Origin of the sequence: Corynebacterium halotolerans YIM 70093 = DSM 44683, assembly GCF_000341345.1 — a bacterium.
GTDB lineage: Bacteria > Actinomycetota > Actinomycetes > Mycobacteriales > Mycobacteriaceae > Corynebacterium > Corynebacterium halotolerans.
On record NC_020302.1, the window covers coordinates 492,259 to 514,662 of the forward strand.

The window sequence follows — 22,404 nt, forward strand, 5'->3', positions numbered from 1 at the left end:
GGGAACGGGTCGACTTAGTTTAAGGTTGTAGTAATTATGACTAGCAACGCTGAGAACCAGAACCCGCTGCTCCTCGACGGGCAGGCCCAGAACCTCCTGTTCCGGGAGGCCCGCACCGCCAACGCCTTCACCGACGAGCCCGTGACCGACGAGCAGATCAACGCGATCTTCGACCTGGTCAAGTGGGCCCCGACCGCCATGAACGCCCAGCCCCTGCGCGTCGTGGTCATCCGCTCCGAGGAGGCCAAGGCCCGCCTGCTGCCGCACATGGCCGAGGGCAACCGGGAGAAGACCGCCGCCGCGCCGGCCACCGTCCTGCTCGCCGCCGACATCGACTTCCACGACGAGCTGCCGAAGGTCTTCCCGCACGTCGCCGGCATGCGCGAGATGTTCGCCGCCGACGAGGCCTCCCGCGTCGGCATGGCCGAGCTCAACGCCGGCCTGCAGGTCGGCTACGCGATCATCGGCATCCGCGCCGCCGGTCTCGCCGCCGGACCCATGACCGGTCTCGACGCCGAGGGTCTGTCCAAGGAGTTCTTCCCGGACGGTCGTCACCGTGTGCTGGTCGCCATCAACATGGGCAAGCCCGCCGCGGAGGGCGCCTTCTACGACCGCCTGCCCCGCCTCTCCTTCGATGAGGTCGTCGAGACGCTCTAGCGCTTCTATCTGACGGGCGTGGCCTCCAATCGGGGCCACGCCCGTTCCGCATTTCCCGGGGCGGATCAGTCGAAGAGCTCCGGATGAAACCTCCAGATCCCGCTCTCGTGCATCCCCGGCACCGGGGCAGGGGAGCGGCGCAACCCAGGTCGTCGGCTGCGGTGTTCGACGGTGCGCCGTATCTGCTCGATGGCCTGGTCACGGACCAGACGCAGACAGTCGTCGGTGTAGCGCAGTCCCGCCCACCCCGACTGGATGGCGTGGTTGGTCTTCCACCGGTCGACGATGAACTCCCGGTATCGACGCCCGGCGTCATCGGGGGCGTGGAACTTCCGGCTGTCGAGATCCACGACCGTCGTCCCGCGCCGCAGCCCCACGTCCCAGTGGTAGGGGCCGAGCCGGAAGTTCGGGATCGGCTCAAGCCCGTACCGGTGCAGGTCATTGATGAACAGCCGCTCCATTCGGGAGGATGCCCCGATGACTGTGTGCCGGAGGACCGGAACGAGTCTCTTCCTGTCGGCCCGGCCGAGTTCGCCGACGTCCCGGTCGAACTCCCCGGAGGCGCGTAAGCCGCTGTAGCTGGTCTCCAGGAAGCGGACGGCCTTCCAGAAGCCGAGCTGCTCACGGCAGGCGGCCACGGTGGCCACCGGCGTGTCCACGTTGATCCCGCGCAGCCTCCTCCTGCGTCGTCGACGGGAGGAACGGGCGCGCAGGGCGGCGTTGGTGATCGGCTGGGAGCCGTGAGGCAGCAGCCCGAGCGCAGGGGCGGTGATCTCGGTGAGCCCGTAAACACCCGCGGCGGTGACGCTGGAGAAGACAACTCCCGGATGGCGGTGCTGCAGTGCGCGCAGCGCTTCCTCCGGGTCTGGTTTCTCGGTGGTGTAGATCCCGCGGCTGAGGCGGTAGAGCTTGCCCTCATCGAGTTGCGCGTTGATGTCGCGCCACGTCAGTCCCTGTTCGTGGAGTTCTTTTGTCGTCCATCGCTTGGTCATGGCGGCCTTCCGGTTTCCTGGTGCGGTCACCTGGATTGGACTGCCATCGGGTGCCATCAGATCCCTGGAATGGTGATGAACATCTACCGGGGTGGGGGATTTTGTCGATGGTTTCGCTGCAGGCGGTATGGGTTTGTCACCTCGGTGGGTTCGTCACCCCGGAATGGTGGTGAACACCTACCGGCCCGGGGGATTTTGTCGATGGTTTCGCTGCAGGCGGTATGGGTTCGTCACAGGGAGCACGGACCGGACGGAACTGTGCCACCGAGGTCGTCAGGAACCCCGCGGTCCGGCCCGGCATCTCCTTCACCGGGCCGAAGCCCCGCCACTGCAACCCGCCGTCCGGCTCCTACACTCGACCCATATGACTTTCACCGATGACGGAATGATCCGGGTCCACGGAGCGCACCTGCACAACCTGAAGCACGTGGACGTCGAGCTGCCGCGCAACAGACTCGTCGCCTTCACCGGTGTCTCGGGGTCGGGGAAGTCCTCGCTGGCCTTCGGCACTCTGCACGGGGAGGCCCAGCGGCGCTACCTCGAGTCGATCGCCCCCTTCGCCCGGAGGCTCATCGGCAGCGCCACGGATCCGCAGGTCGAATCGGTCGAGGGGCTGCCGCCGACGGTCGCCCTGGAGCAGAACCGCTCGGCGGGCGGGGCGCGTTCGTCGGTGGGCACCGTCTCCACCATCTCGAACACGGTGCGCCTGCTGTACTCGCGCTCGGGCACCTACCCGCCCAATTTCCCGGACCGCCTCGACTCGGACGCCTTCTCCCCGAACACCACCGCCGGCATGTGCCCGGACTGCCACGGCACCGGTGTCAGGCATCTCCCCACCGAGGCCAGCATGGTCCCGGATCCGGCGCTGACCATCAACGGGGGCGCCATCGCCGCCTGGCCGGGCGCGTGGGCGGGCAAGAACTTCCACGACATCCTGGAGTCACTCGGTTACCCGATGGACACGCCCTGGCGGGACATTCCGCGTCGGGACCGGGACTGGATCCTGTTCACCGAGGAACGCCCCGTGGTCACGATCCATCCCGTGCGCAGCGCGGAGCAGGTGCAGAAGACTTACGAGGGCACGTGGCGCTCCGTGGCCTCCTACCTGCGCAAGACCCTCGCCGAGACGCAGTCGGACACCCTCCGCCGGCGCACGTTGTCGTTCATGGAGTCCACCCCCTGCCCGACCTGCGGCGGGCGTCGTCTCATGCCCGAGGCCCTGGCCGTGACCTACCTCGGGCTGCCCATCGACGAGCTCAACGCCCTCCCGTTGGCCCGCGTCCACGAGATGTTCACCACCCGGCTGCACGAGCTCGGATCCGGCACCGACGCCGAGGTCCTGCTGCTCGAACAGGTCGCACCGATTCTGGAGTCCACCACCGAGCTCGGCCTCGGCCACCTCTCGCTGGGCCGGGGCGCCCGCACGCTGTCGGCCGGCGAGCTGCAGCGCCTGCGCCTCGCCTCACAGCTGCGCTCGGGACTGTTCGGGGTGGCCTACGTCCTCGATGAGCCGTCCGCCGGCCTGCACCCCGAGGAACGCCGCGCCGTCTCCGGGCTGATGCGCCGCTTTCTCGACGCCGGCAACTCCGTCCTGCTCGTGGAACACGACATGTCGCTGGTCGCCGGGGCCGACTGGATAGTCGACGTCGGCCCGGCCGCCGGCGAGGGCGGGGGAGAGGTCCTCTACTCGGGCCCCGTCGACGGCCTGGCCGATGAGGATTCGCCCACCGCCCGTGCGCTCAACGTCGGCCCACTCACCCCCACAACGCGTGACGACGCCCGTGTCGCCTCCGGCACGCTGTCCCTGCACGGCATCCACGCCCGCACCCTCGACGGCCTCGACCTCGACCTGGGCCTGGGGCAGCTGACCGCCGTCACGGGCGTCTCCGGCTCCGGCAAGTCCACGCTGATCAGCCACGTGCTCGCCGAGACGCTGCGCGAGCGCGTGACGACGACCGCCGGGGACGCCGGTGACGGGTCCGACGACCACGACCACACCGGGGGTTCCTGGCGCGTCGGGGAGGTCACGGGTGCGGAGCAGATCACCCGCCTGGTGCAGATCACCCAGAAACCCATCGGACGTACGCCGAGGTCCTGCCTGGCCACCTACACCGGCCTGTTCGACAAGGTCCGCAAGCTCTTCGCCGAGACCGACGAGGCGAGAAAGCGGAAGTGGACCGTCTCGCGCTTCTCCTACAACGTCAAACAGGGCCAGTGCCCCACCTGCAACGGCGAGGGCCAGATCGAGGTGGAGCTGGTGTTCCTGCCCGGTTCCTACACCACCTGCCCCGACTGCCACGGCGCCCGCTACAACGCCGAGACCCTCGAGGTGACCTGGCACGGCCTGACGGTCGCTGACGTGCTGGGCCTGACCGTCGACGAGGCCGCCGAGGTATTCGACGACGTGTCGGCCATCGCCCGCGCCATCCGCGCCCTGCGGGCCGTCGGCCTGGGCTACCTGCGGCTGGGCCAGGGCGCCCCGGAGCTCTCGGGCGGGGAGGCCCAGCGCATCAAACTGGCCACCGAGCTGCAGCGCACCCGGCGCGGCCACACCGTCCACCTGCTCGACGAGCCGACCACGGGCCTGCACCCCGCGGACGTCGATAAGCTGCTGACGGAGCTGGAGCGCCTCGTCGACGGCGGCGACACGGTGGTCGTCGTCGAACACGACCTCGCGATGGTCGCGCGCGCCGACCGCGTCATCGACCTCGGGCCGGGGGCGGGCGCCGACGGCGGGCGTATCATCGCCGACGGAACCCCGGCCGAGGTGGCGGAGACCGAGGGATCGGCGACCGGGCGGGCGTTGAAGGCACGTGCCATCTGATTGCCGGGTTCTCCACAGCTCCGCCGTCTAGAGTCATCCCGGTTCAATGAGGAGGACCCCACCGATGAACCCACGCAACGACGACAACGACGAGACCCGTTTCATCGGCCGGCAGGAGGAACCGCAGCGGCCACGGCAGTACTTCCCGGGCGAGAACGGCCCGAGTTACGAGACCCGCGACCAGCAGCCGTACCAGGAACCGCGGTACGAGGCGCCGCAGCACCGGCCGCCCGGCTACGACCCGGCCGCCTACGCCGAACCGGAACCGGAACCCGGGAAGGGCGGCCGCGCACCCATGCTGCTGGGCATCCTCCTGGGCCTGGCGGCGATCGCCGCGGTCGTGTTCTTCCTGCTGTGGCGGTCCGCCGCGGGCGAGGCCGAACAGGAACCGCCGCCGCCGGTCACCGAGACGCAGACCGCGACCCAGACGGTCACGCAGACCGCCACGGGGACGGTGACCGAGGAGTCCGGCCCGCTGGACAACCTGCCGACCGAGCTGCCCTCGGAACTTCCCTCGGAACTGCCGGAGTTCGACATCGACGGCTTCCTCGACCAGTTCCGCGGCGGCGAGGCCCCGGCCGGGGAGCCCGCACCGGCCCAGTAGGCACAATAGGCGCGGTGGGCGCACGCCCGTAGACTTGGTGGACATGTCGTACCCCGAGTCCATGAACCTGGCCGCCGCCGTCGCCGAACAACTCTCCCGTCACCTCAGCGACGTCGTGATCTGCCCCGGTTCCCGGAACTCCCCGCTGTCCCTGGCCCTGCTCGCCCGCGGCGACATCCGCGTCCACGTCCGCCTCGACGAGCGCTCCGCCGCCTTCCTCGCCCTCGGTCTCGCCCGTGTGCAGCGCCGCCACGTCGGCGTGGTGATGACCTCCGGTTCCGCGGTGGCCAACTGCCTGCCGGCCATGGTCGAGGCCTGTCACTCGCACACCCCGCTGGCCGTGATCTCCGCCGACCGGCCGACCCGGCTGATCGGCACCGGTGCCAGCCAGACCATCCACCAGCAGGGCATCTTCGGCACCTACGCCCGCACCCTGCAGATCGAGACGCTGGATGACGTCGCCGCCCTCGGTGAGGAGTTCACCTCCCGGCGCCAGGTGCACGTCAACGTCGCCCTCGACGCCCCGCTCGTCGGCGACCGGCTGCCCGAACCGCCGCAGTCGACCACCACCCACCGGGCACCCGCGCCGGGACCCCGGGCAGCCGACCACGGCGAGGTCGCCCTCGACCTGGGGAAGAACACCATCGTCATCGCCGGCGACGAGGCCTGGGCCGTCGACGGGCTGGAGGACGTGCCGACGATCGCCGAACCCTCCGCCCCGGCCGCCTACCGCCCGGTGCACCCCCTGGCCGCCGGCATCTTCCGTCGCGAGCAGGTCAGCGCCAACGACTACGTGGTCAACACCCGCCCCGAGCAGGTCGTGGTCGTCGGCCACCCGACCCTGCACCGCGACGTCCTCGCGCTGCTGGTGGACCCGGATCTTAAGGTCATCACCCTGTCCCGCACCGACGACTTCACCGACCTGGCCCGCGACACCGTCCGCGCCAGCCGGGTGAAGACCACCGGCGAGCCGACCCGCGAATGGCTCAAGATCTGCGACGCCGCCTCCGAGCTGGCCGCCGAGGCCGTGCGCGAGACCCTGGGCGACGACGCCCACGGTTTCACCGGACTGCACGCCGCCGCGGCCGTCGCCGACACCCTCGGCACCGGTGACACCCTGTTCCTCGGCGCCTCCAACCCGGTGCGCGACGCCTCGCTGATCGGCCTGCCCTACGACGGCGTCGCCACGTACTCCCCGCGCGGGGCCGCCGGCATCGACGGCACGGTCTCCCAGGCCATCGGTGTCGCCCTGGCCACCCAGGCCGCCCACGCCGCCGAGCCGCGCGCCCCGCGCACCGTCGCGCTCATCGGCGACGTCACCTTCCTCCACGACATCGGCGGCCTGCTCATCGGCCCGGACGAGCCCCACCCGGAGAACCTCACCATCGTCGTGGCCAACGACGACGGCGGCGGCATCTTCGAGACCCTCGAGATCGGCGCCGAGGGCCTGCGCCCGTCCTTCGAGCGCGTCTTCGCCACCCCCCACGAGGCCGACATCGCCTCCCTGTGCGCCGGCTACGGCGTCAACCACCGCGAGGCGACCACCCTGCGCGAACTGCTCGACGCCCTGCTCGACACCACCGAGGTACCCGCCGGGCTGACCGTCATCGAGGCCCGCACCACCCGCGTCACCCGCCGGGCCCTGCACGAACAGCTGCGGGGCAGGGTCGTCCTGTGACCGAACGCGCCATGGTGCCGAACTACACGGCGGCGATCCTGCGTCGGCGGCTGCACCAGCTGATCATGGCGCTGGCCGCCGCCGGCCTCCTCGGCTGCGTGGCCATGGTGGCCGGCCCCATGATCAACGACCGCACCATCGCCGCCGATCCCGGCCGCACCCTGGCCACCGTCACGGCCGTCGACACGTTCCGCACGACCGTGGTCTACCAGGACGAGGAGGGCATCTACCACTCCCCGCCGACCGGCCTGCTCTATCCCACCGGGGTGGGGGAGGGCCAGCGCGTGTGGGTCACCTACGCCAAGGAGGACCCGGACCTGGTCAAGGTGGAGAACCGCGCCTGGACCCTGTCGATCATCCCCGCGCTCAGCGTGGCCGCCGCGGTCGCCGTGGTCGGGGGACTATCCTGGTGGTTAGTCAGCTTCTTCACCCGACGAGCGGAAAGGCGGGACGAGGGAAGTTAACCGACAGTTCGCCGGGCGTAAATCCGGTGCTCAGGGTCGCTTAGTCTTTCTAGGAGATGATGTCACGCATGCGAGTAGCGATCGTTGCAGAATCCTTTCTTCCGAATGTCAACGGGGTGACCAATTCGGTGCTCCGCATTCTGGAGCACCTGCACCGTGAGGGACACGAGGCCCGGGTGATCGCGCCGGGCGCCCGCGACTTCCAGGAGGAGATCCCCGAGTACCTGGGCTACGGCATCGTCCGGGTTCCCACGGTTCGCGTCCCGCTGATCGACTCCCTGCCGGTCGGCGTGCCCAACCGCACCGTCGCCGAGGAACTGCGCGGGTTCCGGCCCGACCTCATCCACCTCGCCAGCCCCTTCGTCCTCGGGGCCGCCGGCGCCTTCGCCGCCCGCCAGCTGCGCATCCCGGCCGTCGCCCTCTACCAGACCGACGTCGCCGGTTTCGCCACGAAGTACCACCTCACCCCGCTGGCGACCGCCGCGTGGGAGTGGACCCGCACCATCCACAACATGTGCCAGCTGACGCTGGCCCCGTCCTCGCTGACCATCTCCGAGCTCGAGTCCCGCGGCATCCACAACGTCCGCCACTGGGGCCGCGGCGTCGACACGGTCCGCTTCACCCCGGAGAAGCGATCGACGGCCCTGCGCCGCAGCTGGGATCCGACGGGGCGGAAGAAGATCGTCGGCTTCGTCGGCCGGCTCGCCGCGGAGAAGGGCGTGCACCGCCTGGTCTCCCTGCACGGCCGCCGCGACATCCAGCTGGTCATCGTCGGCGACGGCCCCTCCCGCGCGGAACTCGAGGCGCGGATGCCCGACGCGGTGTTCACCGGCGCCCTCGACGGCGATGAACTGGCACGGGCCTACGCCTCGCTCGACCTGTTCGTCCACGCCGGTGAGTTCGAGACCTTCTGCCAGGCGATTCAGGAGGCCCAAGCCTCCGGCGTGCCGACCATCGGCCCCCGCGCCGGCGGCCCCGTCGACCTCATCGAGGAGCGCTGCAACGGCCTGCTCCTCGACGTCGACACGTTCGCCGACGACCTGCCCGGCGCCGCCGAGTGGCTGCTCGACGACGAGCGTCACGAACTGCTGCGCCACAACGCCCGCGCCTCGGTACAGGACAAGACCTGGGAGGCCCTCTGCGGGCAGCTCATGGACTACTACACGGAGGTGCTCGAGGAGTCCCGCCGTGTACCGCTGACCTTCTTCGGTCCGCGCCCGCAGCTGCCGTTATGGGCCGCGAAGGCCCTCGGCGCCCGCGTGGCCTGAGCACGGGGCACCATCACCTAGACTCGGGGTGTGGCTAAGGCATCCCTGGAGAAGAAACCCTTCGACGTCGCGACGATGTTCGACGACGTGGGAGAGAAATACGACCTGACCAACACCATCCTGTCCTTCGGGCAGGACCGGTACTGGCGCAGGCGGACCCGGGAGCGACTCAACCTGCAGCCCGGCGAGAAGGTCCTCGATCTGGCCGCCGGAACCGCGGTGTCCACCGTCGAGCTGGCCAAATCCGGCGCCTGGTCCGTGGCCTGCGACTTCTCCCAGGGCATGCTGGCGGCCGGCCGCGACCGCGACGTGCCCAAGGTGGTCGGCGACGGCATGCACCTGCCGTTCGCGGACGACACCTTCGACGCCGTGACCATCTCCTACGGGCTGCGCAACATCCACGACCACGAGGCCGCCCTGCGTGAGATGGCGCGCGTGACCCGGCCCGGCGGACGCCTGACTGTCAACGAGTTCTCCACCCCGGTCGTCCCGGTCTTCGGCACGGTGTACAAGGAGTACCTCATGCGCCTGCTGCCGGCGATCGCGCGCCTCGTGTCCTCGAACCCGGCGGCCTACGAGTACCTGGCAGAGTCCATCCGCGCCTGGCCGGACCAGGAGGGACTGGCCAGCGTGATCAACGCCAACGGGTGGACCGGGTGCGGCTGGCAGAACCTCACCTTCGGCATCGTGGCGATGCACTCGGCGGTCAAGCCGGGGTAGAGGACTTCGGGGGGGGCTCTGGTCGGGGAGTGCGTGGGCACGCACTCCCTCCGCTCATTTCCACGGTGGGCTGTTTCTCCACACGCCTGGGGTCGCTGAGGGCGCTGGGGTCCTGGGGCGTGTGGAGGAACGTGCGCTGAGGGGCGGGGTGCTCCTTCCCCCACACGCTCGGAGGCGGCGGGGGCGTCCGGTCCGTCCACCGTGTGGAGAAACGTGCATAGGTCGGCAGATGCGTTCCTTCCATCACACGCTGGTGGCAGTGCATGCATCAGACCCGCCGACTGTGTGGAGGAAAGGGCCCTGGCCGCAGACGTGCTCCTTCCACCGCACGCTCGGAGGCGGCGGGGGCGTCCGGTCCGTCCACCGTGTGGAGAAACGTGCACAGGTCGGAAGATGCGTTCCTTCCACCACACGCTGGTGACAGCGCATCTCGCCCGCAGTCTCCGGGAGGAGAGCAGTGCCTCTACGCGGCCTCCGTGGACCACAGCGGGGAACCGGACCGGGCCATCGACACCCCGCGCCCCGCCGTGCGCCACACCCGGGCCAGCAGGTCCCGGTCCTCATCAACCACGAGGTTGCCCATCAGCCGGGCGGCGGCGGGCATGAGCACCGCGCCGACCGGCCCGCGCAGGCCCAGCGGCCCGACCACGGGCAGGAACTGCGGGTAGGTCAGCAGGCGGGCGGCGGTGCGGGCCAGGAGGAAGGCCTCGCCGTAGTGTCCGCGCAGCACGTGCGGCCACACCAGGGTCAGATCCCTGCCCTCCGCGCCGAGCAGTTCGACGGCCATCTCGGCGGTCTCCAGCCCGTAGTCGATGCCCTCGCCGTTCAGCGGGTTCACGCAGGCGGCGGCGTCGCCGATGAGCATCCAGTTGCGGCCGGCGACATTGGACACCGCCCCGCCCATCGGCAGCATCGCCGAGGCCACGTCCCGCGGTACCCCGAGACCCCATTCTTCACGCTGCTGCGAGGCGTAGAAGTCGAGGAGCTTCTTGGTGTTGACCTTCGCCGGCCGCGCGTCGGTGGACAGCGCACCGCAGCCGAGGTTCACGGTGCCGTCGCCGAGCGGGAAGATCCAGCCGTAGCCGGGCTGGACCACCCCGTCGCTGTCCTTGAGCTCCACGTGAGAATGGATCCACGGCTCGTCCGCGAATGGGGAATCACAGTAGGACCGTGCCGCGATGCCGTAGACCTCGCCGCGGTGCCAGGTGCGTCCCAGCAGCTTGCCGAAGGGGGAGCGCACGCCGTCGGCCACGATGACCCACTTCGGGGCGACCTGCCTGTCGACGCCCGCGTGACGCACCGTCACCCGCGACAGGCGGGAACCGTCGAATTCGGCCCCGACGGCCGGGGCGTCCTCCCAGAGAACGGCCCCGCGCTCGACGGCGGTCTCGGCCAGGAGGGCGTCGAAACGCATACGCGGCATGGCGGAGCCGACGGTACCGAAGTGGCCGTCGGGCCAGGGGGCGGTGACGGAGCCGCCGAAGCCGTGCAACTTGAGGCCGCGGTTGACGTAGCCGTCGGTGACCTTCTCCGCCACGCCGAGCCGGCGCAGCTGGTGGATGGCCCGCGGGGTCAGGCCGTCGCCGCAGGTCTTGTCGCGGGGGAAGGAGGCGGCGTCGACGAGCAGCACGGAGTGCCCCGCCTCCGCGGAGTGGACCGCTGCGGCGCTGCCCGCGGGGCCCGCCCCGACCACGAGGACGTCGACATGCTCCAACTTCTCGCTCACGTCGCCCATTGTGGCAGAGCGGGCCGGCACCGCATACCCCGGGGTGTGGCGGGAGGCGGGTTTGGACTACGGTTAAGTGCGAGCTTTCGACCCAAATTTCCCTCGCCTGGCGTGGGGGACTGATTGTTGCAAGGACTTCCCACCATGACCCACGGCCCGACCCAACCGCCCCGTTCCGCCGGGTACGTGGATCTGGGGGACGCCGATCTCAATGCGCGCATCGCCGACGGTCTCGCGGCCGTCGAGAAGCTGCTGCACGACGAGCTGTCCAAGGGCGAGGACTTCCTCGTCGACAAGGTCCTTCACCTCATCCGGGCCGGCGGGAAACGATTCCGCCCGATGATGGCGCTGCTGGCCTCCGAATACGGACCGAAGGCCGGGTCGGATGAGGTCATCAGGGCCGCCGCGGTCGTCGAGATCACCCACCTCGCCACCCTCTACCACGACGACGTCATGGACGAGGCCGAGCTGCGCCGGGGGGTTGAATCCGCGAATTCGCGCTGGGACAACTCCGTCGCCATCCTCGCCGGCGACATCCTGCTGGCCCACGCCTCGCGGCTGATGAGTGGGCTGGGCAGGGAGACCGTCTTCCACTTCGCCGAGACCTTCGGTGACCTGGTCACGGGCCAGATGCGCGAAACCGTCGGACCCGGCGACTCGGATCCGATCGAGCACTACACCAAGGTCATCCGGGAGAAGACCGGCGTGCTCATCGCCTCCGCCGGCTATCTCGGAGCGCTGCACGGCGGTGCCAGCGACGAGCACATCGACGCGCTGAAGCGCCTGGGTGAGGCCATCGGCATCGTCTTCCAGATCGTCGACGACATCATCGACATCTACTCCGACCCCGATGAATCCGGGAAGACGCCGGGCACCGACCTGCGGGAGGGTGTGTTCACCCTGCCGGTCCTCCACGCGCTGCAGGAGGACACCGAGGTGGGCGAGGAGCTGCGCGGCCTGCTCACCGGCCCGCTCACCGACGACGCGTCCGTCGAACGCGCCCTCGAGCTGCTGGCACGTTCCACGGGGCGGGAGAAGGCGCTCGCCGACGTCCACCGTTACCTCGCCGAGGCCGAGGAACAGGTCAGCCGGTTGCCCGACAACGAGGTCACCCGTGCCCTGGGTCAGCTCGCCGGCTACACCGTCCGACGCGTCGGATAGCTTTTTCGGGGGCTTTGACCAGCTAGTTTGCAGTTGATCGGGGAGTGCGTAGTAGAGTGTTCAACGCACCGCAACGGTGCACGCCAGGTTGCCCGAGCGGCCAAAGGGAGCGGACTGTAAATCCGCCGGCATTGCCTTCAGAAGTTCGAATCTTCTACCTGGCACCATCTGAGACCCACCTGCGGGAGAAATCCCGCAGGTGGGTTTTTCGGTTCCGGGACGACGGGCCGTCGCCCGAAAGCTGTGATAGACCGGGGTCATGGTCGACAGCACTATCCTCGTCATGGGGCAGATCGGTCGCGATCTCATCCTCACCGTCGAACAGTTCCCGGGCGCGGGCGGCAGCGTGGACGTCGGCACGCGCCACGAGATCCTGGGTGGCAAGGGTGTCAATCAGGCGGTCGGCATGGTGCAGCTGGGGGCCCCGGTGACACTCCTGGGGGTCACGGGCGCGGACCCGGCGGGCGAGGGGCTCCTCCGGTCCCTCCGAGACGACGGCATCGGCGCGGAGTGGGTGGTCCGCCGCGGCGTCAGCGCACTTCTCCTCGATGTGGTCGACGCCGACGGGGAGCGCCGACTGCTCGAGCACGTGCCGGATGAGTCGCTGCTGGGCGTCGACGACGTGCGCGGTGCGGAGGAGGCCTTCCGCGCGGCCGACACCGTCTGCCTGCAGCTGCAGCAGCCAGCCGCCACTCTGCTCGAGGCGGCCCGCCTCGCCGTGGACGCCGGCGCGCGGGTCGTCCTCGACGGCGCGGTGACCGATCCGGAGAAACAGGGGCTGTTGTCCGCCGCCTCGGTCGTCCGGGCGGACGCGCACGAGGCGCAGCTGCTCACGGGCGTCGCCATGAGGGACTCCGGGGCCGCCGTGAATACGGCCCGGAGCCTCATCGACGGGGGCGTCGAGGTCGTCGCCTTCGGTGTCGAGGGGGTCGGGGACATCGTGGCCTGGGACGGCGGACACCGGTTCTTCCCCTTCGGGCAGGGGAAGGCCGACGTGACGGGAGGCGGGGACGCCTTCCTCGCCGGGCTGGTGGTCGGGCTGCGGGCGGGCTGTGCGCCGGGGGAGGCCGGGGAACTCGCGGCGGCATGCCGGGACTCCGCCGTCCAGCGTCTGGGTGGGCGCCCCGACCTCACGGGACTGGCACCGACGAACTCCCGTGTGGGGTAGCGGCGGCCGTCCCCACCCACCGGACCGGTCGCTGCGCGGCCACTGCCCCCGGCCGCCCGCAGGTGGTCCGCCGGCAGTCCGTCGGCTCCTTTCGCGCGCCTTGGTGCGCACCCTCGGGAATCGACCTCTCGCAGAGGTGGGAAAAGATGTACTGAACTGCTGATTTGTGTTCTTTGGGAGCATCGGGTTAATCTTTGTGAGGCTTCAACGGAGCGGGTCAGAGAGATCAGGCCCCGTCCAAGAGGCTGTGCCCCCTTAGCTCAGTCGGCAGAGCGTTTCCATGGTAAGGAAAAGGTCGTCAGTTCGATTCTGACAGGGGGCTCTGTTGTTTTTCTCCCGCAGTCACTGGGGTGACCGTGGGGGTGAACGGCCATCAGGCGGTGTAGCTCAGTGGTAGAGCAAGCGACTCATAATCGCTGTGTCGCGGGTTCAATTCCCGCCATCGCTACCGGGTGAGGGCACCGCACGCGGTGCCTGTTCCCGAACTCCGCAGGAAGTCGGTTCCCCACGGGAGGCGACGTTCTGATAAGGTAGTGCGTGCTGTCATCACGACTGCACACCAAGGGGCGTAGTTCAATTGGTAGAGCAACGGTCTCCAAAACCGTAGGTTGCAGGTTCGAGTCCTGTCGCCCCTGCAAAGTTTTCTATCGCGAGGAGTGCTGTGAGCGAAGATCAGCCGAACCAGTCCGGCGGAGCTCGCCCGACCGGTAAGCGTCAGCTGGCCGGAGTCAGCACCACCTCCACCGCCTCCTACGAGGCCAAGAAGGTCACCAGGCCCACGCCCGGGGACGAGAAGCCCGGCGGCGGACCGGTGGCCTTCGTTCCGGAGGTCGTCTCCGAGATGCGCAAGGTCATCTGGCCCACCGCGCGCCAGATGGTCACCTACACCGTGGTGGTCTTCGCCTTCCTCATCATCGTCACCGCCCTCGTTTCCGGCGTGGACTTCGTCGTGGGCCTCGGAGTTGAGAAGGTCCTCACGCCTTAGCTAGAATCACCACCATCAGATTTCATCCCGTCGGGCCCGCAGGGCCGGCGGGATAATTTATTGCCTTCCCCGCAGGTAGGATTGACCCGGACAGCAGGCCGACGCCTTCCCGTGGTCGGGAGGGAAGCATGACCGACGATCACGTTTTGGAGCACACCATGAACGACGAGAACACCTTCGACCAGGACATCCAGGGAGGTGTCGCCGAGGACGCCGCCGGCGCGGCCAGCCCCACCGCCGCCGAGACCCCGGACGCCGTCACCGACGCCTTCGAGGATCCCACCGCCGACGCCGCCCTGGAGGACGTTGACACGGGTGTCGCGAACCCCGCCGAGGCCGATGGGGACGCCCCGGCCGACGACGCCCCCGCCACCGAGCAGGACCCCTTCGCCGCCGCTGCCGCGGCCCTGGGCGACACCCAGGAGGAGGACTCCGAGGCCGCCTACCGCAAGCGTCTGCGCGACTACACCCGCGAGCTGAAGAAGCAGCCGGGCCAGTGGTACATCATCCAGTGCTACTCGGGCTACGAGAACAAGGTGAAGACCAACCTGGACATGCGCATCCAGACCCTCGAGGTCGAGGACGCCATCTACGACGTCGTGGTCCCGATCGAGCAGGCCATCGAGATCAAGGACGGCAAGCGCAAGCCGGTCAAGCGCAAGCTGCTGCCGGGCTACGTCCTGGTGCGCATGGACATCAACGACAAGGCCTGGTCCGTCGTGCGCGACACCCCGGGTGTCACCAGCTTCGTCGGCAACGAGGGCAACGCCACCCCGGTCAAGCACCGCGAGGTCGCCAAGTTCCTGCTGCCGAAGGAGGCCCCGGCCGAGGGCGAGGCCGCGAAGACCACCGCCGAGGGCGAGCAGGTCATCGCCATGCCGGAGGAGCAGGACAAGCCGAAGGTCTCCGTCGACTTCGAGGTCGGCGAGGCCGTCACCATCCTCACCGGCGCCCTGGCCTCCGTCTCCGCCACGATCTCCGAGATCGACCACGAGACCGGCAAGATCCAGGCCCTGGTCTCCATCTTCGGTCGTGAGACCCCGGTCGAGCTCACCGCCGACCAGGTCGAGAAGATCAGCTAGCACGATCAGCGGGAAACCCCGCATCCTGTCGAGGCAGCCCGCCCCGGCCCGAGCGCGCGAGACGCGATTTGGGCTGGTGGCGGGCTGTGCCGTAGGATTGACCCCCGCGTGTCCGGCATGCCGTTCAGGGCCCGGTCGCGCGCGAGACAACTTATTCATCCCCGGTGGCCGGGATACGTGCAGACCCAGCGTGATCAGCATCTGCGTTGGCAGCGGGGCCCGGCATCCGGACGGGGCCGTCATCATCGTGACGGGTGCCCCGGTACCAAGGAACGAGGTAATTCGATGGCTCCGAAGAAGAAGGTCACCGGCTTCATCAAGCTGCAGATCGAGGCGGGCGCCGCCAACCCGGCTCCCCCGGTCGGCCCGGCCCTGGGTGCCCATGGTGTCAACATCATGGAGTTCTGCAAGGCCTACAACGCCGCCACCGAGTCCCAGCGCGGCAATGTCATCCCGGTCGAGATCACCGTCTACGAGGACCGCAGCTTCGACTTCAAGCTGAAGACCCCGCCGGCCGCGAAGCTCCTGCTCAAGGCCGCCGGCCTGCAGAAGGGCTCCGGCGTCCCGCACACCGACAAGGTGGGCAAGGTCTCCCTCGACCAGCTCCGGGAGATCGCCGAGACCAAGAAGGAAGACCTCAACGCGCGCGACATCGACGCCGCCGTGAAGGTCATCGCCGGCACCGCCCGCTCCATGGGCATCACCGTCGAGGACTAGTCTTCCCCGCCGCAAGGCACCGTACACACCGTGGGAGGGCCGGCTCGGCCCGTTCACCACACAATCCCCAGTGAAGGATTCACATCATGAGCAAGAAGTCCAAGGCTTTCCGGGCAGCCGCTGAGCTGGTCGACCAGAACCGCCTGTACTCCCCGATCGAGGCCACGTCCCTGGTCAAGGACACCTCCTCCAAGAACTACGACGCCACCGTGGATGTCGCCATCCGCCTCGGCGTCGACCCGCGCAAGGCCGACCAGCTGGTCCGCGGCACCGTCAACCTGCCGAACGGCACCGGCAAGACCGTCCGCGTCGCCGTCTTCGCCGCCGGCGAGAAGGCCACCGAGGCCGAGCAGGCCGGCGCCGACATCGTGGGCACCGACGAGCTGATCGAGCAGATCACCGCCGGCAACATCAACTTCGACGTCGCCATCGCCACCCCGGACCAGATGGCCAAGGTCGGCCGCGTCGCGCGTGTCCTGGGCCCCCGTGGCCTGATGCCGAACCCGAAGACCGGCACCGTCACCACCGACGTCGCCAAGGCCATCACCGAGGTCAAGGGCGGCAAGATCTCCTTCCGCGTGGACAAGGCCTCCAACCTCCACGCCAACATCGGCAAGGCGTCCTTCGAGCCGAAGGCCCTCGCCGAGAACTACGGCGCCCTCATCGACGAGCTGAACCGCATCAAGCCGTCCTCCTCCAAGGGCATCTACCTGAAGAAGATCACCATCTCCTCCACCACCGGCCCGGGCATCCCGGTCGACCCGTCGGTGCAGAAGAACTACGCCGGCGAGGAGTAGACCTCCCACGCCGCTTGACAGCTGCTTGACGACGCCCCGCCTTCCTTTCCGGAAGGCGGGGTGTTCCGCATTTCCGGGTCGGGGCCGGGCTTTCTGCGCAAACGCGGGGGAATGCGCATCATGGTGGGTGAGCCCGTTTCTGTTCCCCGCCCCGCCCGAAGGAGTGTGCCGCCATGACCCCCACCCCGCCCGCCGGCTCCCGCCCGCCCCGCGCCGTCATCGTCGGCTCGGGGCCCAACGGCCTGACCGCGGCCGCCTACCTGGCCCGCGCGGGCTGGGAGGTCGACGTGTACGAGCGCAATGACCACCCTGGCGGGGCGGCCGCCTCCGCCGCGGTCCTCGGCGAGGGGACGATCGTCGACCTGGGGGCCGCCGCCCACCCCTTCGGCGCCGCCAGCCCGGCCTTCCGCGAGCTCGAGCTGGAGAAGCACGGCCTGGAGTGGCTGCACTCGCGTTACCCGACGGCCCATCCGCTGGAGGGCCGGCCGGCCGCGCTGCTGCACCGCAGCCTGGAGGCGACCGCCACGGAGCTCGGGGAGGACGGCGCCGCGTGGCGACGGGTGCACGGTTACGTCGTCGACCACATCGATGAGCACCTGGAGAACCTGCTGGGCCCCATGCTGCGCTGGCCGAAGCACCCGGTGCGCATGGCCCGCTTCGGTGCCCTCGCGGGCCTGCCGGCCGCCCTGGTGGCCAGGACGTTCTTCGAGCAGGAGTCCACCCGGGCGCTGTTCGCCGGCTCGGCGGTGCACGCGATCACCCCACCGGCCCGCCCCTTCACCGCCGCCTTCGGGATGCTCTTCGGCTCCCTGGGGATGACGCGCGGCTGGCCGGTGGCCCGGGGCGGATCCCAGGCGGTCATCGAGGCCCTGGTCTCCGCCGTCACCAGCCACGGCGGGCGCATCCACACCGGCGCGGAGGTCACGGACCTGCGGGCCCTGCCGGAGACCGACGCCACGATCCTCAACCTCACCCCGGCGCAGGTGTTGCGGCTCAAGCACGTCGACATGCCCTCCCGGGTGCGCCGCCGGCTGGCCGGCTGGACCTACGGCTCGGGCGTGTTCAAGGTCGACTACCTGCTCGACGGGCCGGTGCCCTGGACCGATGAGCGCGTGCAGGAGTCCACCACCGTCCACGTCGCCGGCGAGGTCGCCGAGATCCAGCACGCCGAGGCCGAGGCCGCCCGCGGTCGTCTGCCCGACCGCCCCTTCGTCATGGTCTGCCAGCAGCAGGCCGCCGACCCCTCGCGGGCCACCGGCCCGGCCGAGGGCGGGCAGGTGCTGTGGACCTACGCGCACGTCCCCCACGGCTACCGGGAGCCGCGCCCCGGTTTCATCGCCGAGCGCATCGAGTCCCAGATCGAGCGCTTCGCCCCGGGCTTCCGCGACCGCATCGTCCACCGCGAGCAGCACAGCCCGGACGACCTGGAGGCCTGGAACCCGAACCTCATCGGCGGCGACGTCGCCGGGGGAGGGATGACCGGCCTGCAGTCACTGCTGCGCCCCGGACTGACCACCGACCCCTACCGGCTGCGCGACAGCGGGCTGTACCTGTGCTCCGGGGCGACCCCGCCCGGCGCCGGCGTGCACGGCATGCCCGGAGCCTGGGCGGCACGGGCCGCACTGAAGGACGTGCGCACCGCCTGACCGCGGGTCGGGCACGACCTGCCGCCGGACCGGGGATTGCGGCATGATGGGGCTGGCAGGTCCCGCCCCACCGAAGGAGGCATCATGCCCCGCTCGCTTCCCGGCCCGCAGCAACCGATCGTCGAGGTCCGCGGCGAAGCCGGGCGGTACGTGCCCGCCGACATGTGCTCCATCCGGCTGCGGGTGCGCAGCGAGCACCGGCTCGCCGATCGCGCCTACCGGCTCCGGAAGGAGGGCGTCGACGTCGTCCGGCAGGTGCTCGGCACCCTCGGCAGCCTCCGCGTGGAGGGCGAACGCCTCGACGAATCCACCTCCCACCGCGAGGGGGCCACCGTCGCCTCCTGGGGCGTGACCGTGACGGGTGCCGCCGGGGACCGCGGGGAACTGCGAGAGGTCATCGCCCGCCTGGCCGCCGTGGAGGACATCGGCGTCGACGGACCCGACTGGCAGCTCTCCCCGGCGTTGCGGGCGCAGGTGCGGCGGGAACTGCTGGCCGACGCCGCGCGCACCGCCCGCGCCGAGGCGGAGGTGCTTGCCGACGCTCTCGGCGGTACCGTCGGCCGTCTGCTCTACGTGACCGACCGGGATGATGCGGGGGACTGGCGCATCGAACAGACGGCGGCGGCCGGCCTCCTCCCGGACGGGGCGGCGGGAAATCTGCCCGAACGGACCCTGGAGCTGGACCTGGAGCCGGAGCGGATCGAGCTGACGGCGGCGGTGACCGCCGAGTTCGAGGTGGATTTCGCCGGCTGACCGGTCAGTAGATCTCCTCCTCCGTGGCCGGGAACGGGGAGGGTTCCTCGGCCGGTGGCCACTCCTCCTCTTCCGTCCGGACGTGGGCGGTGCCGATGAGGCGGTCGCAGATGAGCATGGTGGGGTAGAAGGTCAGTCGGCCGAGCATCACGATGATTTCCTCCCTTCAGGGGAACACACCGGTTCCGGCCCACCCGGAGGGTGTGTACCCCGCACGTTACCCTTTCGTGGGCGAAACAGATGTATCAACAGGTACCAATGTCTCCGAACCGTTACCGCTTTCAGTCCCATCAGGGGAAGGGGAGGAGTAGTGGGGTGTTGGCCCGCAACCGCCGCCCCCACGGCGGCCCCCGCGAGCGTCGCCACGCGGCGATTTGGTACAGGCGCGAACTCTGCACTAACATTCAACCCGAAGTTTGAACGGCCGTTTCCGGCCGAGCTCAAGTTTCACCGAAGACCGTCGGTCATCCGAGAGGATCGAAGGTTCCCGCACCATCGGGACGGCCCACGCAGGAGACACTTTCGAGCCACCACCTCCTTGTGGAGATGATGCGCCCTGTGCTCTTGCACGGGGCTTTTCTGTTGGGAACGACAGGAAGGCTCCGGCGGATCAAAACGACACGTAATTGGAAGGAGGCGTAGTAATGGCAAACCCGAAGAACCAGGCCGAGCTCGCAGAGCTCAAGGGCAAGTTCGAGGAGGCATCCTCTGTCTTCCTCACCGAGTACCGCGGCCTGTCCGTCGCTCAGATCACTGAGCTGCGTGAGGCCCTCGGCTTCGATGTCCAGTACTCCGTCGCCAAGAACACCCTGATCAAGCTCGCTGCCCAGGAAAAGGGCATCGAGGGTCTTGACGAGCACCTCACCGGCCCGACCGCCGTCGCCTTCATCAAGGGCGAGGCAGCGGTCGACGCCGCCAAGGTGATGAAGAAGTTCGCCTCGGACAACGAGGCGTTCATCGTCAAGGGTGGCTACATGGACGGCAACGCTCTGTCTGCCGACCAGGTTAAGGCCATCGCCGAGCTGGACAACCGCGAGACCACTCTCGCGAAGCTGGCCGGTGCCATGAAGGGCTCTCTGGCAAAGGCCGCAGGCCTGTTCAACGCTCCCGCTTCCCAGGTCGCACGCCTCTCGGCTGCGCTCCAGGAGAAGAAGGAAGCCTAAGACGTACCGCCGTCACCGGCGTACGCACCCCGCAAAGCTTTAACCCCACACTTCCGGGACCGGGGAACCGGTCCCACACAGAAAGGATGCCACCATGGCTAAGCTCACCAAGGACGAGCTCATTGAGGCCTTCAAGGAGATGACCCTGATCGAGCTCTCCGAGTTCGTCAAGGAGTTCGAGGAGGTCTTCGACGTCACCGCTGCCGCCCCGGTCGCCGCTGCTGCCCCGGGTGCCGCCGGCGGCGAGGCTGCTGCCGCTGAGGAGCAGACCGAGTTCGACGTTGTTCTCGAGGATGCCGGCGCCAAGAAGATCGGCGTGATCAAGGCTGTCCGCGAGCTCGTCTCCGGCCTGGGCCTGAAGGAGGCCAAGGAGCTCGTCGAGGGTGCCCCGAAGGCCATCCTCGAGGGTGCCTCCAAGGACGACGCCGAGGCTGCCAAGGCCAAGCTCGAAGAGGCCGGCGCCACCGTCAACCTCAAGTAAGATCCGACTCGTCGCCTGACGGCGCCGAGTTGACGAAAACCCCGCACTCCTGCCGCATCCGCGGTGGGGGAGCGGGGTCTTTTGCGTTGGTGGGTCGGGGGGGGGCGTCTGGGCCGGGTGGATTTTTCTCCGCACGGTCGGGGTTGGTTGCCGCTGTTCGGGTGTCGAGTGTGTGGATGAACGGACGCCTGGGGCGTGGGCTGGGCAGAGGTGTCGCTTCCTGCACACGGTCGGGGTTGGTTGCCGCTGTTCGGGTGTCGAGTGTGTGGATGAACGGACGCCTGGGACGTGGGCTGGGCAGAGGTGTCGCTTCCTGCACACGGTCGGGCCCAAGCGCCGCCGGCAGGGCATCGGTCGTGTGGAGGAACGGACGTGGTGCTCCCCGGCGGCCGGCCCGCAACCCGGGAAACATGCGGGGCCGTGCGGTGGGCGGGTTGGGTGTCGGGGCGTCGGTAAGCACAGGTAAACTCGCTGCCATGCTGCCCAAGTCCCGCATCTTCTCAAGCCTCCTGCTCGGCCTCGGTGTCGCGTTGCTGGTGGCGGGACTGGTGGCACCCCGGTTCTTCCATGCCGACGGCCGCCTGCCGCTGGATCTGGAGGCCACCACCTGGACGCTGGAGGATCCGGAGGCCCAGAGCCGGCTCAACGTCGATGGCCGGGTGCTCGACGTGCCCGTCACCCGTCAGCTGCACCTGGAGGTCCAGGCCCCCGCCGACGAGGAAGAGACGACCGTGCGCATCGGCGAGACCACCATGCGTGAGAGTCGGCAGGACGAACTGGACCGGCTGATCTCTGCGGCGGTGTGGAACTACCGCATCGACCGAGTCACCGGCGAGGCGACCTCCCCGGCGACGCTGACCGACCAGCTGGCCGCCCCCACCGCCGAGGTCGACGTCGACGGTCTGTGGCTGAAGTTCCCCACGAACGCCGAGCAGACCACCTACGACGTATTCGATCCCCTCCTGCGTGAATCCCGGCCGGCCGTCTTCGCCGAGGAGCTCGAGATGGACGGGCGCACCGTCTACCGCTACCACCAGGAGATCGAGCCGACCAACGTGGCCCAGCTCTACGCTGGCCTCGGCAACACCACGATCCTCTCCGAGGAGGACGGTTCGACCACCCAGGGCTACCTGTTTCACTCCGCCAGCCGCGATATCTTCGTGGATCAGGTCTCCGGCATGGTCGTCGAGATCCGCGCGAGCATCGACGACTACTACGGCACCGCCGACGGCGAGAAGCGTGAGCAGGTGCTGGCCTTCGACGGCGGGATGCCGCAGGAGCAGATCGACGCTCTGCTGGACCAGGCGGCGAGTATCAGTGACGTGACGGTCTCGCAGACCATCCGGTGGGTTATCGTGGGAATCGGCGCGGTACTCGCCCTGATCGGTCTCGCCGGTGCCTTCGGTGCCTTCGGTGGGCGTCGGAAGGCGGGCTCCACCACCGACTAGCGTTCCGTTGTTGCATGTCCCACAGGGTGGCGTGATAGAGTCCCCGCCAACCCGGGATTCCTTCTTCCCT

General features: G+C 69.2%; 21 protein-coding genes and 4 tRNA genes. 22 read left to right on the top strand and 3 right to left on the bottom strand.

The window, feature by feature from the left end:
- Positions 1-36 precede the first annotated feature (36 nt).
- Positions 37-657: a malonic semialdehyde reductase gene (locus A605_RS02305; RefSeq protein ID WP_015399894.1), complete on the top strand. Its 621-nt coding sequence runs from the start codon at positions 37-39 to the stop codon at positions 655-657.
- A gap of 65 nt (positions 658-722) precedes the next feature.
- On the opposite strand, the gene A605_RS14730 is transcribed toward A605_RS02305, so the two are convergent.
- The gene (locus A605_RS14730; protein WP_015399895.1) at positions 723-1,649 is read right to left on the bottom strand and encodes a type IV toxin-antitoxin system AbiEi family antitoxin domain-containing protein; all 927 of its coding nucleotides are present in this window, start codon (positions 1,647-1,649) and stop codon (positions 723-725) included.
- Between the two features lie 385 nt (positions 1,650-2,034).
- Here A605_RS14730 and A605_RS02315 point away from each other — a divergent pair, with 385 nt between their 5' ends.
- The 6 genes from A605_RS02315 (at position 2,035) to A605_RS02340 (ending at position 9,207) form a co-directional block, all read left to right on the top strand.
- Positions 2,035-4,473 carry an excinuclease ABC subunit UvrA gene (locus A605_RS02315; RefSeq protein WP_015399896.1) on the top strand — a complete coding sequence of 813 codons (2,439 nt, stop codon included), beginning with the start codon at positions 2,035-2,037 and terminating at the stop codon, positions 4,471-4,473.
- A 64-nt stretch (positions 4,474-4,537) separates the two neighbouring features.
- The gene (locus tag A605_RS02320; protein WP_015399897.1) at positions 4,538-5,077 is read left to right on the top strand and encodes a hypothetical protein; all 540 of its coding nucleotides are present in this window, start codon (positions 4,538-4,540) and stop codon (positions 5,075-5,077) included.
- Between the two features lie 43 nt (positions 5,078-5,120).
- On the top strand, positions 5,121-6,755 hold the full coding sequence (menD, locus tag A605_RS02325) for a 2-succinyl-5-enolpyruvyl-6-hydroxy-3-cyclohexene-1-carboxylic-acid synthase (protein WP_015399898.1): 1,635 nt from the start codon (positions 5,121-5,123) through the stop codon (positions 6,753-6,755).
- A gap of 11 nt (positions 6,756-6,766) precedes the next feature.
- On the top strand, positions 6,767-7,219 hold the full coding sequence (locus A605_RS02330) for a DUF3592 domain-containing protein (protein ID WP_027004225.1): 453 nt from the start codon (positions 6,767-6,769) through the stop codon (positions 7,217-7,219).
- Positions 7,220-7,287: 68 nt separating this feature from the next.
- On the top strand, positions 7,288-8,487 hold the full coding sequence (locus A605_RS02335) for a glycosyltransferase family 4 protein (RefSeq protein WP_027004226.1): 1,200 nt from the start codon (positions 7,288-7,290) through the stop codon (positions 8,485-8,487).
- 30 nt (positions 8,488-8,517) lie between these two features.
- The gene (locus A605_RS02340) at positions 8,518-9,207 is read left to right on the top strand and encodes a demethylmenaquinone methyltransferase (protein ID WP_015399901.1); all 690 of its coding nucleotides are present in this window, start codon (positions 8,518-8,520) and stop codon (positions 9,205-9,207) included.
- Positions 9,208-9,670: 463 nt separating this feature from the next.
- Here A605_RS02340 and A605_RS02345 read toward each other — a convergent pair whose 3' ends face one another.
- Positions 9,671-10,942, bottom strand: a complete 1,272-nt coding sequence (locus A605_RS02345) for a geranylgeranyl reductase family protein (RefSeq protein WP_015399902.1) — start codon at positions 10,940-10,942, stop codon at positions 9,671-9,673.
- Between the two features lie 135 nt (positions 10,943-11,077).
- Between A605_RS02345 and A605_RS02350 the strand changes: the two genes are divergently transcribed.
- The 12 genes from A605_RS02350 to A605_RS02405 all read left to right on the top strand — a co-directional run bounded on the left by A605_RS02350 (position 11,078) and on the right by A605_RS02405 (position 19,242).
- On the top strand, positions 11,078-12,094 hold the full coding sequence (locus tag A605_RS02350; RefSeq protein ID WP_015399903.1) for a polyprenyl synthetase family protein: 1,017 nt from the start codon (positions 11,078-11,080) through the stop codon (positions 12,092-12,094).
- 82 nt (positions 12,095-12,176) lie between these two features.
- Positions 12,177-12,261: transfer RNA gene (locus A605_RS02355), tRNA-Tyr, on the top strand.
- A 92-nt stretch (positions 12,262-12,353) separates the two neighbouring features.
- A complete protein-coding gene (locus A605_RS02360) occupies positions 12,354-13,262 on the top strand; it encodes a PfkB family carbohydrate kinase (RefSeq protein ID WP_015399904.1) in 909 nt (302 codons plus the stop codon).
- A gap of 249 nt (positions 13,263-13,511) precedes the next feature.
- Positions 13,512-13,584 (top strand) — tRNA-Thr (locus tag A605_RS02365).
- Positions 13,585-13,638: 54 nt separating this feature from the next.
- Positions 13,639-13,710, top strand: a tRNA-Met gene (locus tag A605_RS02370).
- A gap of 114 nt (positions 13,711-13,824) precedes the next feature.
- Positions 13,825-13,897, top strand: a tRNA-Trp gene (locus tag A605_RS02375).
- Positions 13,898-13,923: 26 nt separating this feature from the next.
- Positions 13,924-14,247, top strand: a complete 324-nt coding sequence (secE, locus tag A605_RS02380; RefSeq protein WP_015399905.1) for a preprotein translocase subunit SecE — start codon at positions 13,924-13,926, stop codon at positions 14,245-14,247.
- A gap of 158 nt (positions 14,248-14,405) precedes the next feature.
- On the top strand, positions 14,406-15,329 hold the full coding sequence (gene nusG / locus A605_RS02385) for a transcription termination/antitermination protein NusG (protein WP_081602155.1): 924 nt from the start codon (positions 14,406-14,408) through the stop codon (positions 15,327-15,329).
- Positions 15,330-15,614: 285 nt separating this feature from the next.
- Positions 15,615-16,046 carry a 50S ribosomal protein L11 gene (rplK, locus tag A605_RS02390; protein WP_015399907.1) on the top strand — a complete coding sequence of 144 codons (432 nt, stop codon included), beginning with the start codon at positions 15,615-15,617 and terminating at the stop codon, positions 16,044-16,046.
- An 86-nt stretch (positions 16,047-16,132) separates the two neighbouring features.
- Positions 16,133-16,843 (top strand): 50S ribosomal protein L1, encoded by a 711-nt coding sequence (gene rplA, locus A605_RS02395; RefSeq protein ID WP_015399908.1) that lies wholly within the window; start codon positions 16,133-16,135, stop codon positions 16,841-16,843.
- Positions 16,844-17,016: 173 nt separating this feature from the next.
- Positions 17,017-18,489 carry a phytoene desaturase family protein gene (locus A605_RS02400; protein ID WP_015399909.1) on the top strand — a complete coding sequence of 491 codons (1,473 nt, stop codon included), beginning with the start codon at positions 17,017-17,019 and terminating at the stop codon, positions 18,487-18,489.
- An 84-nt stretch (positions 18,490-18,573) separates the two neighbouring features.
- A complete protein-coding gene (locus A605_RS02405; RefSeq protein ID WP_015399910.1) occupies positions 18,574-19,242 on the top strand; it encodes an SIMPL domain-containing protein in 669 nt (222 codons plus the stop codon).
- Positions 19,243-19,246: 4 nt separating this feature from the next.
- On the opposite strand, the gene A605_RS15460 is transcribed toward A605_RS02405, so the two are convergent.
- On the bottom strand, positions 19,247-19,393 hold the full coding sequence (locus A605_RS15460) for a hypothetical protein (protein ID WP_211208980.1): 147 nt from the start codon (positions 19,391-19,393) through the stop codon (positions 19,247-19,249).
- Positions 19,394-19,886: 493 nt separating this feature from the next.
- Here A605_RS15460 and rplJ point away from each other — a divergent pair, with 493 nt between their 5' ends.
- From rplJ to pgfA, 3 genes are all read left to right on the top strand, one after another.
- Positions 19,887-20,405: a 50S ribosomal protein L10 gene (gene rplJ / locus A605_RS02410; RefSeq protein WP_015399911.1), complete on the top strand. Its 519-nt coding sequence runs from the start codon at positions 19,887-19,889 to the stop codon at positions 20,403-20,405.
- 94 nt (positions 20,406-20,499) lie between these two features.
- Positions 20,500-20,886 (top strand): 50S ribosomal protein L7/L12, encoded by a 387-nt coding sequence (gene rplL / locus A605_RS02415; RefSeq protein WP_015399912.1) that lies wholly within the window; start codon positions 20,500-20,502, stop codon positions 20,884-20,886.
- 476 nt (positions 20,887-21,362) lie between these two features.
- A complete protein-coding gene (gene pgfA / locus A605_RS02420) occupies positions 21,363-22,334 on the top strand; it encodes a cell envelope lipid trafficking protein PgfA (protein WP_015399913.1) in 972 nt (323 codons plus the stop codon).
- The last annotated feature ends 70 nt before the right edge of the window (positions 22,335-22,404 follow it).

What these genes read in the sequence shown, in the direction of transcription:
- A605_RS02305 (WP_015399894.1), top strand. Translation starts at nt 37, where the DNA reads ATGACTAGCAACGCTGAGAACCAGAACCCGCTGCTCCTCGACGGGCAG.
- A605_RS14730 (WP_015399895.1), bottom strand. Translation starts at nt 1,649, where the DNA reads ATGACCAAGCGATGGACGACAAAAGAACTCCACGAACAGGGACTGACG.
- A605_RS02315 (WP_015399896.1), top strand. Translation starts at nt 2,035, where the DNA reads ATGATCCGGGTCCACGGAGCGCACCTGCACAACCTGAAGCACGTGGAC.
- A605_RS02320 (WP_015399897.1), top strand. Translation starts at nt 4,538, where the DNA reads ATGAACCCACGCAACGACGACAACGACGAGACCCGTTTCATCGGCCGG.
- menD (WP_015399898.1), top strand. Translation starts at nt 5,121, where the DNA reads ATGTCGTACCCCGAGTCCATGAACCTGGCCGCCGCCGTCGCCGAACAA.
- A605_RS02330 (WP_027004225.1), top strand. Translation starts at nt 6,767, where the DNA reads ATGGTGCCGAACTACACGGCGGCGATCCTGCGTCGGCGGCTGCACCAG.
- A605_RS02335 (WP_027004226.1), top strand. Translation starts at nt 7,288, where the DNA reads ATGCGAGTAGCGATCGTTGCAGAATCCTTTCTTCCGAATGTCAACGGG.
- A605_RS02345 (WP_015399902.1), bottom strand. Translation starts at nt 10,942, where the DNA reads ATGGGCGACGTGAGCGAGAAGTTGGAGCATGTCGACGTCCTCGTGGTC.
- A605_RS02350 (WP_015399903.1), top strand. Translation starts at nt 11,078, where the DNA reads ATGACCCACGGCCCGACCCAACCGCCCCGTTCCGCCGGGTACGTGGAT.
- A605_RS02360 (WP_015399904.1), top strand. Translation starts at nt 12,354, where the DNA reads ATGGTCGACAGCACTATCCTCGTCATGGGGCAGATCGGTCGCGATCTC.
- nusG (WP_081602155.1), top strand. Translation starts at nt 14,406, where the DNA reads ATGAACGACGAGAACACCTTCGACCAGGACATCCAGGGAGGTGTCGCC.
- rplK (WP_015399907.1), top strand. Translation starts at nt 15,615, where the DNA reads ATGGCTCCGAAGAAGAAGGTCACCGGCTTCATCAAGCTGCAGATCGAG.
- rplA (WP_015399908.1), top strand. Translation starts at nt 16,133, where the DNA reads ATGAGCAAGAAGTCCAAGGCTTTCCGGGCAGCCGCTGAGCTGGTCGAC.
- A605_RS02400 (WP_015399909.1), top strand. Translation starts at nt 17,017, where the DNA reads ATGACCCCCACCCCGCCCGCCGGCTCCCGCCCGCCCCGCGCCGTCATC.
- A605_RS02405 (WP_015399910.1), top strand. Translation starts at nt 18,574, where the DNA reads ATGCCCCGCTCGCTTCCCGGCCCGCAGCAACCGATCGTCGAGGTCCGC.
- rplJ (WP_015399911.1), top strand. Translation starts at nt 19,887, where the DNA reads ATGGCAAACCCGAAGAACCAGGCCGAGCTCGCAGAGCTCAAGGGCAAG.
- rplL (WP_015399912.1), top strand. Translation starts at nt 20,500, where the DNA reads ATGGCTAAGCTCACCAAGGACGAGCTCATTGAGGCCTTCAAGGAGATG.
- pgfA (WP_015399913.1), top strand. Translation starts at nt 21,363, where the DNA reads ATGCTGCCCAAGTCCCGCATCTTCTCAAGCCTCCTGCTCGGCCTCGGT.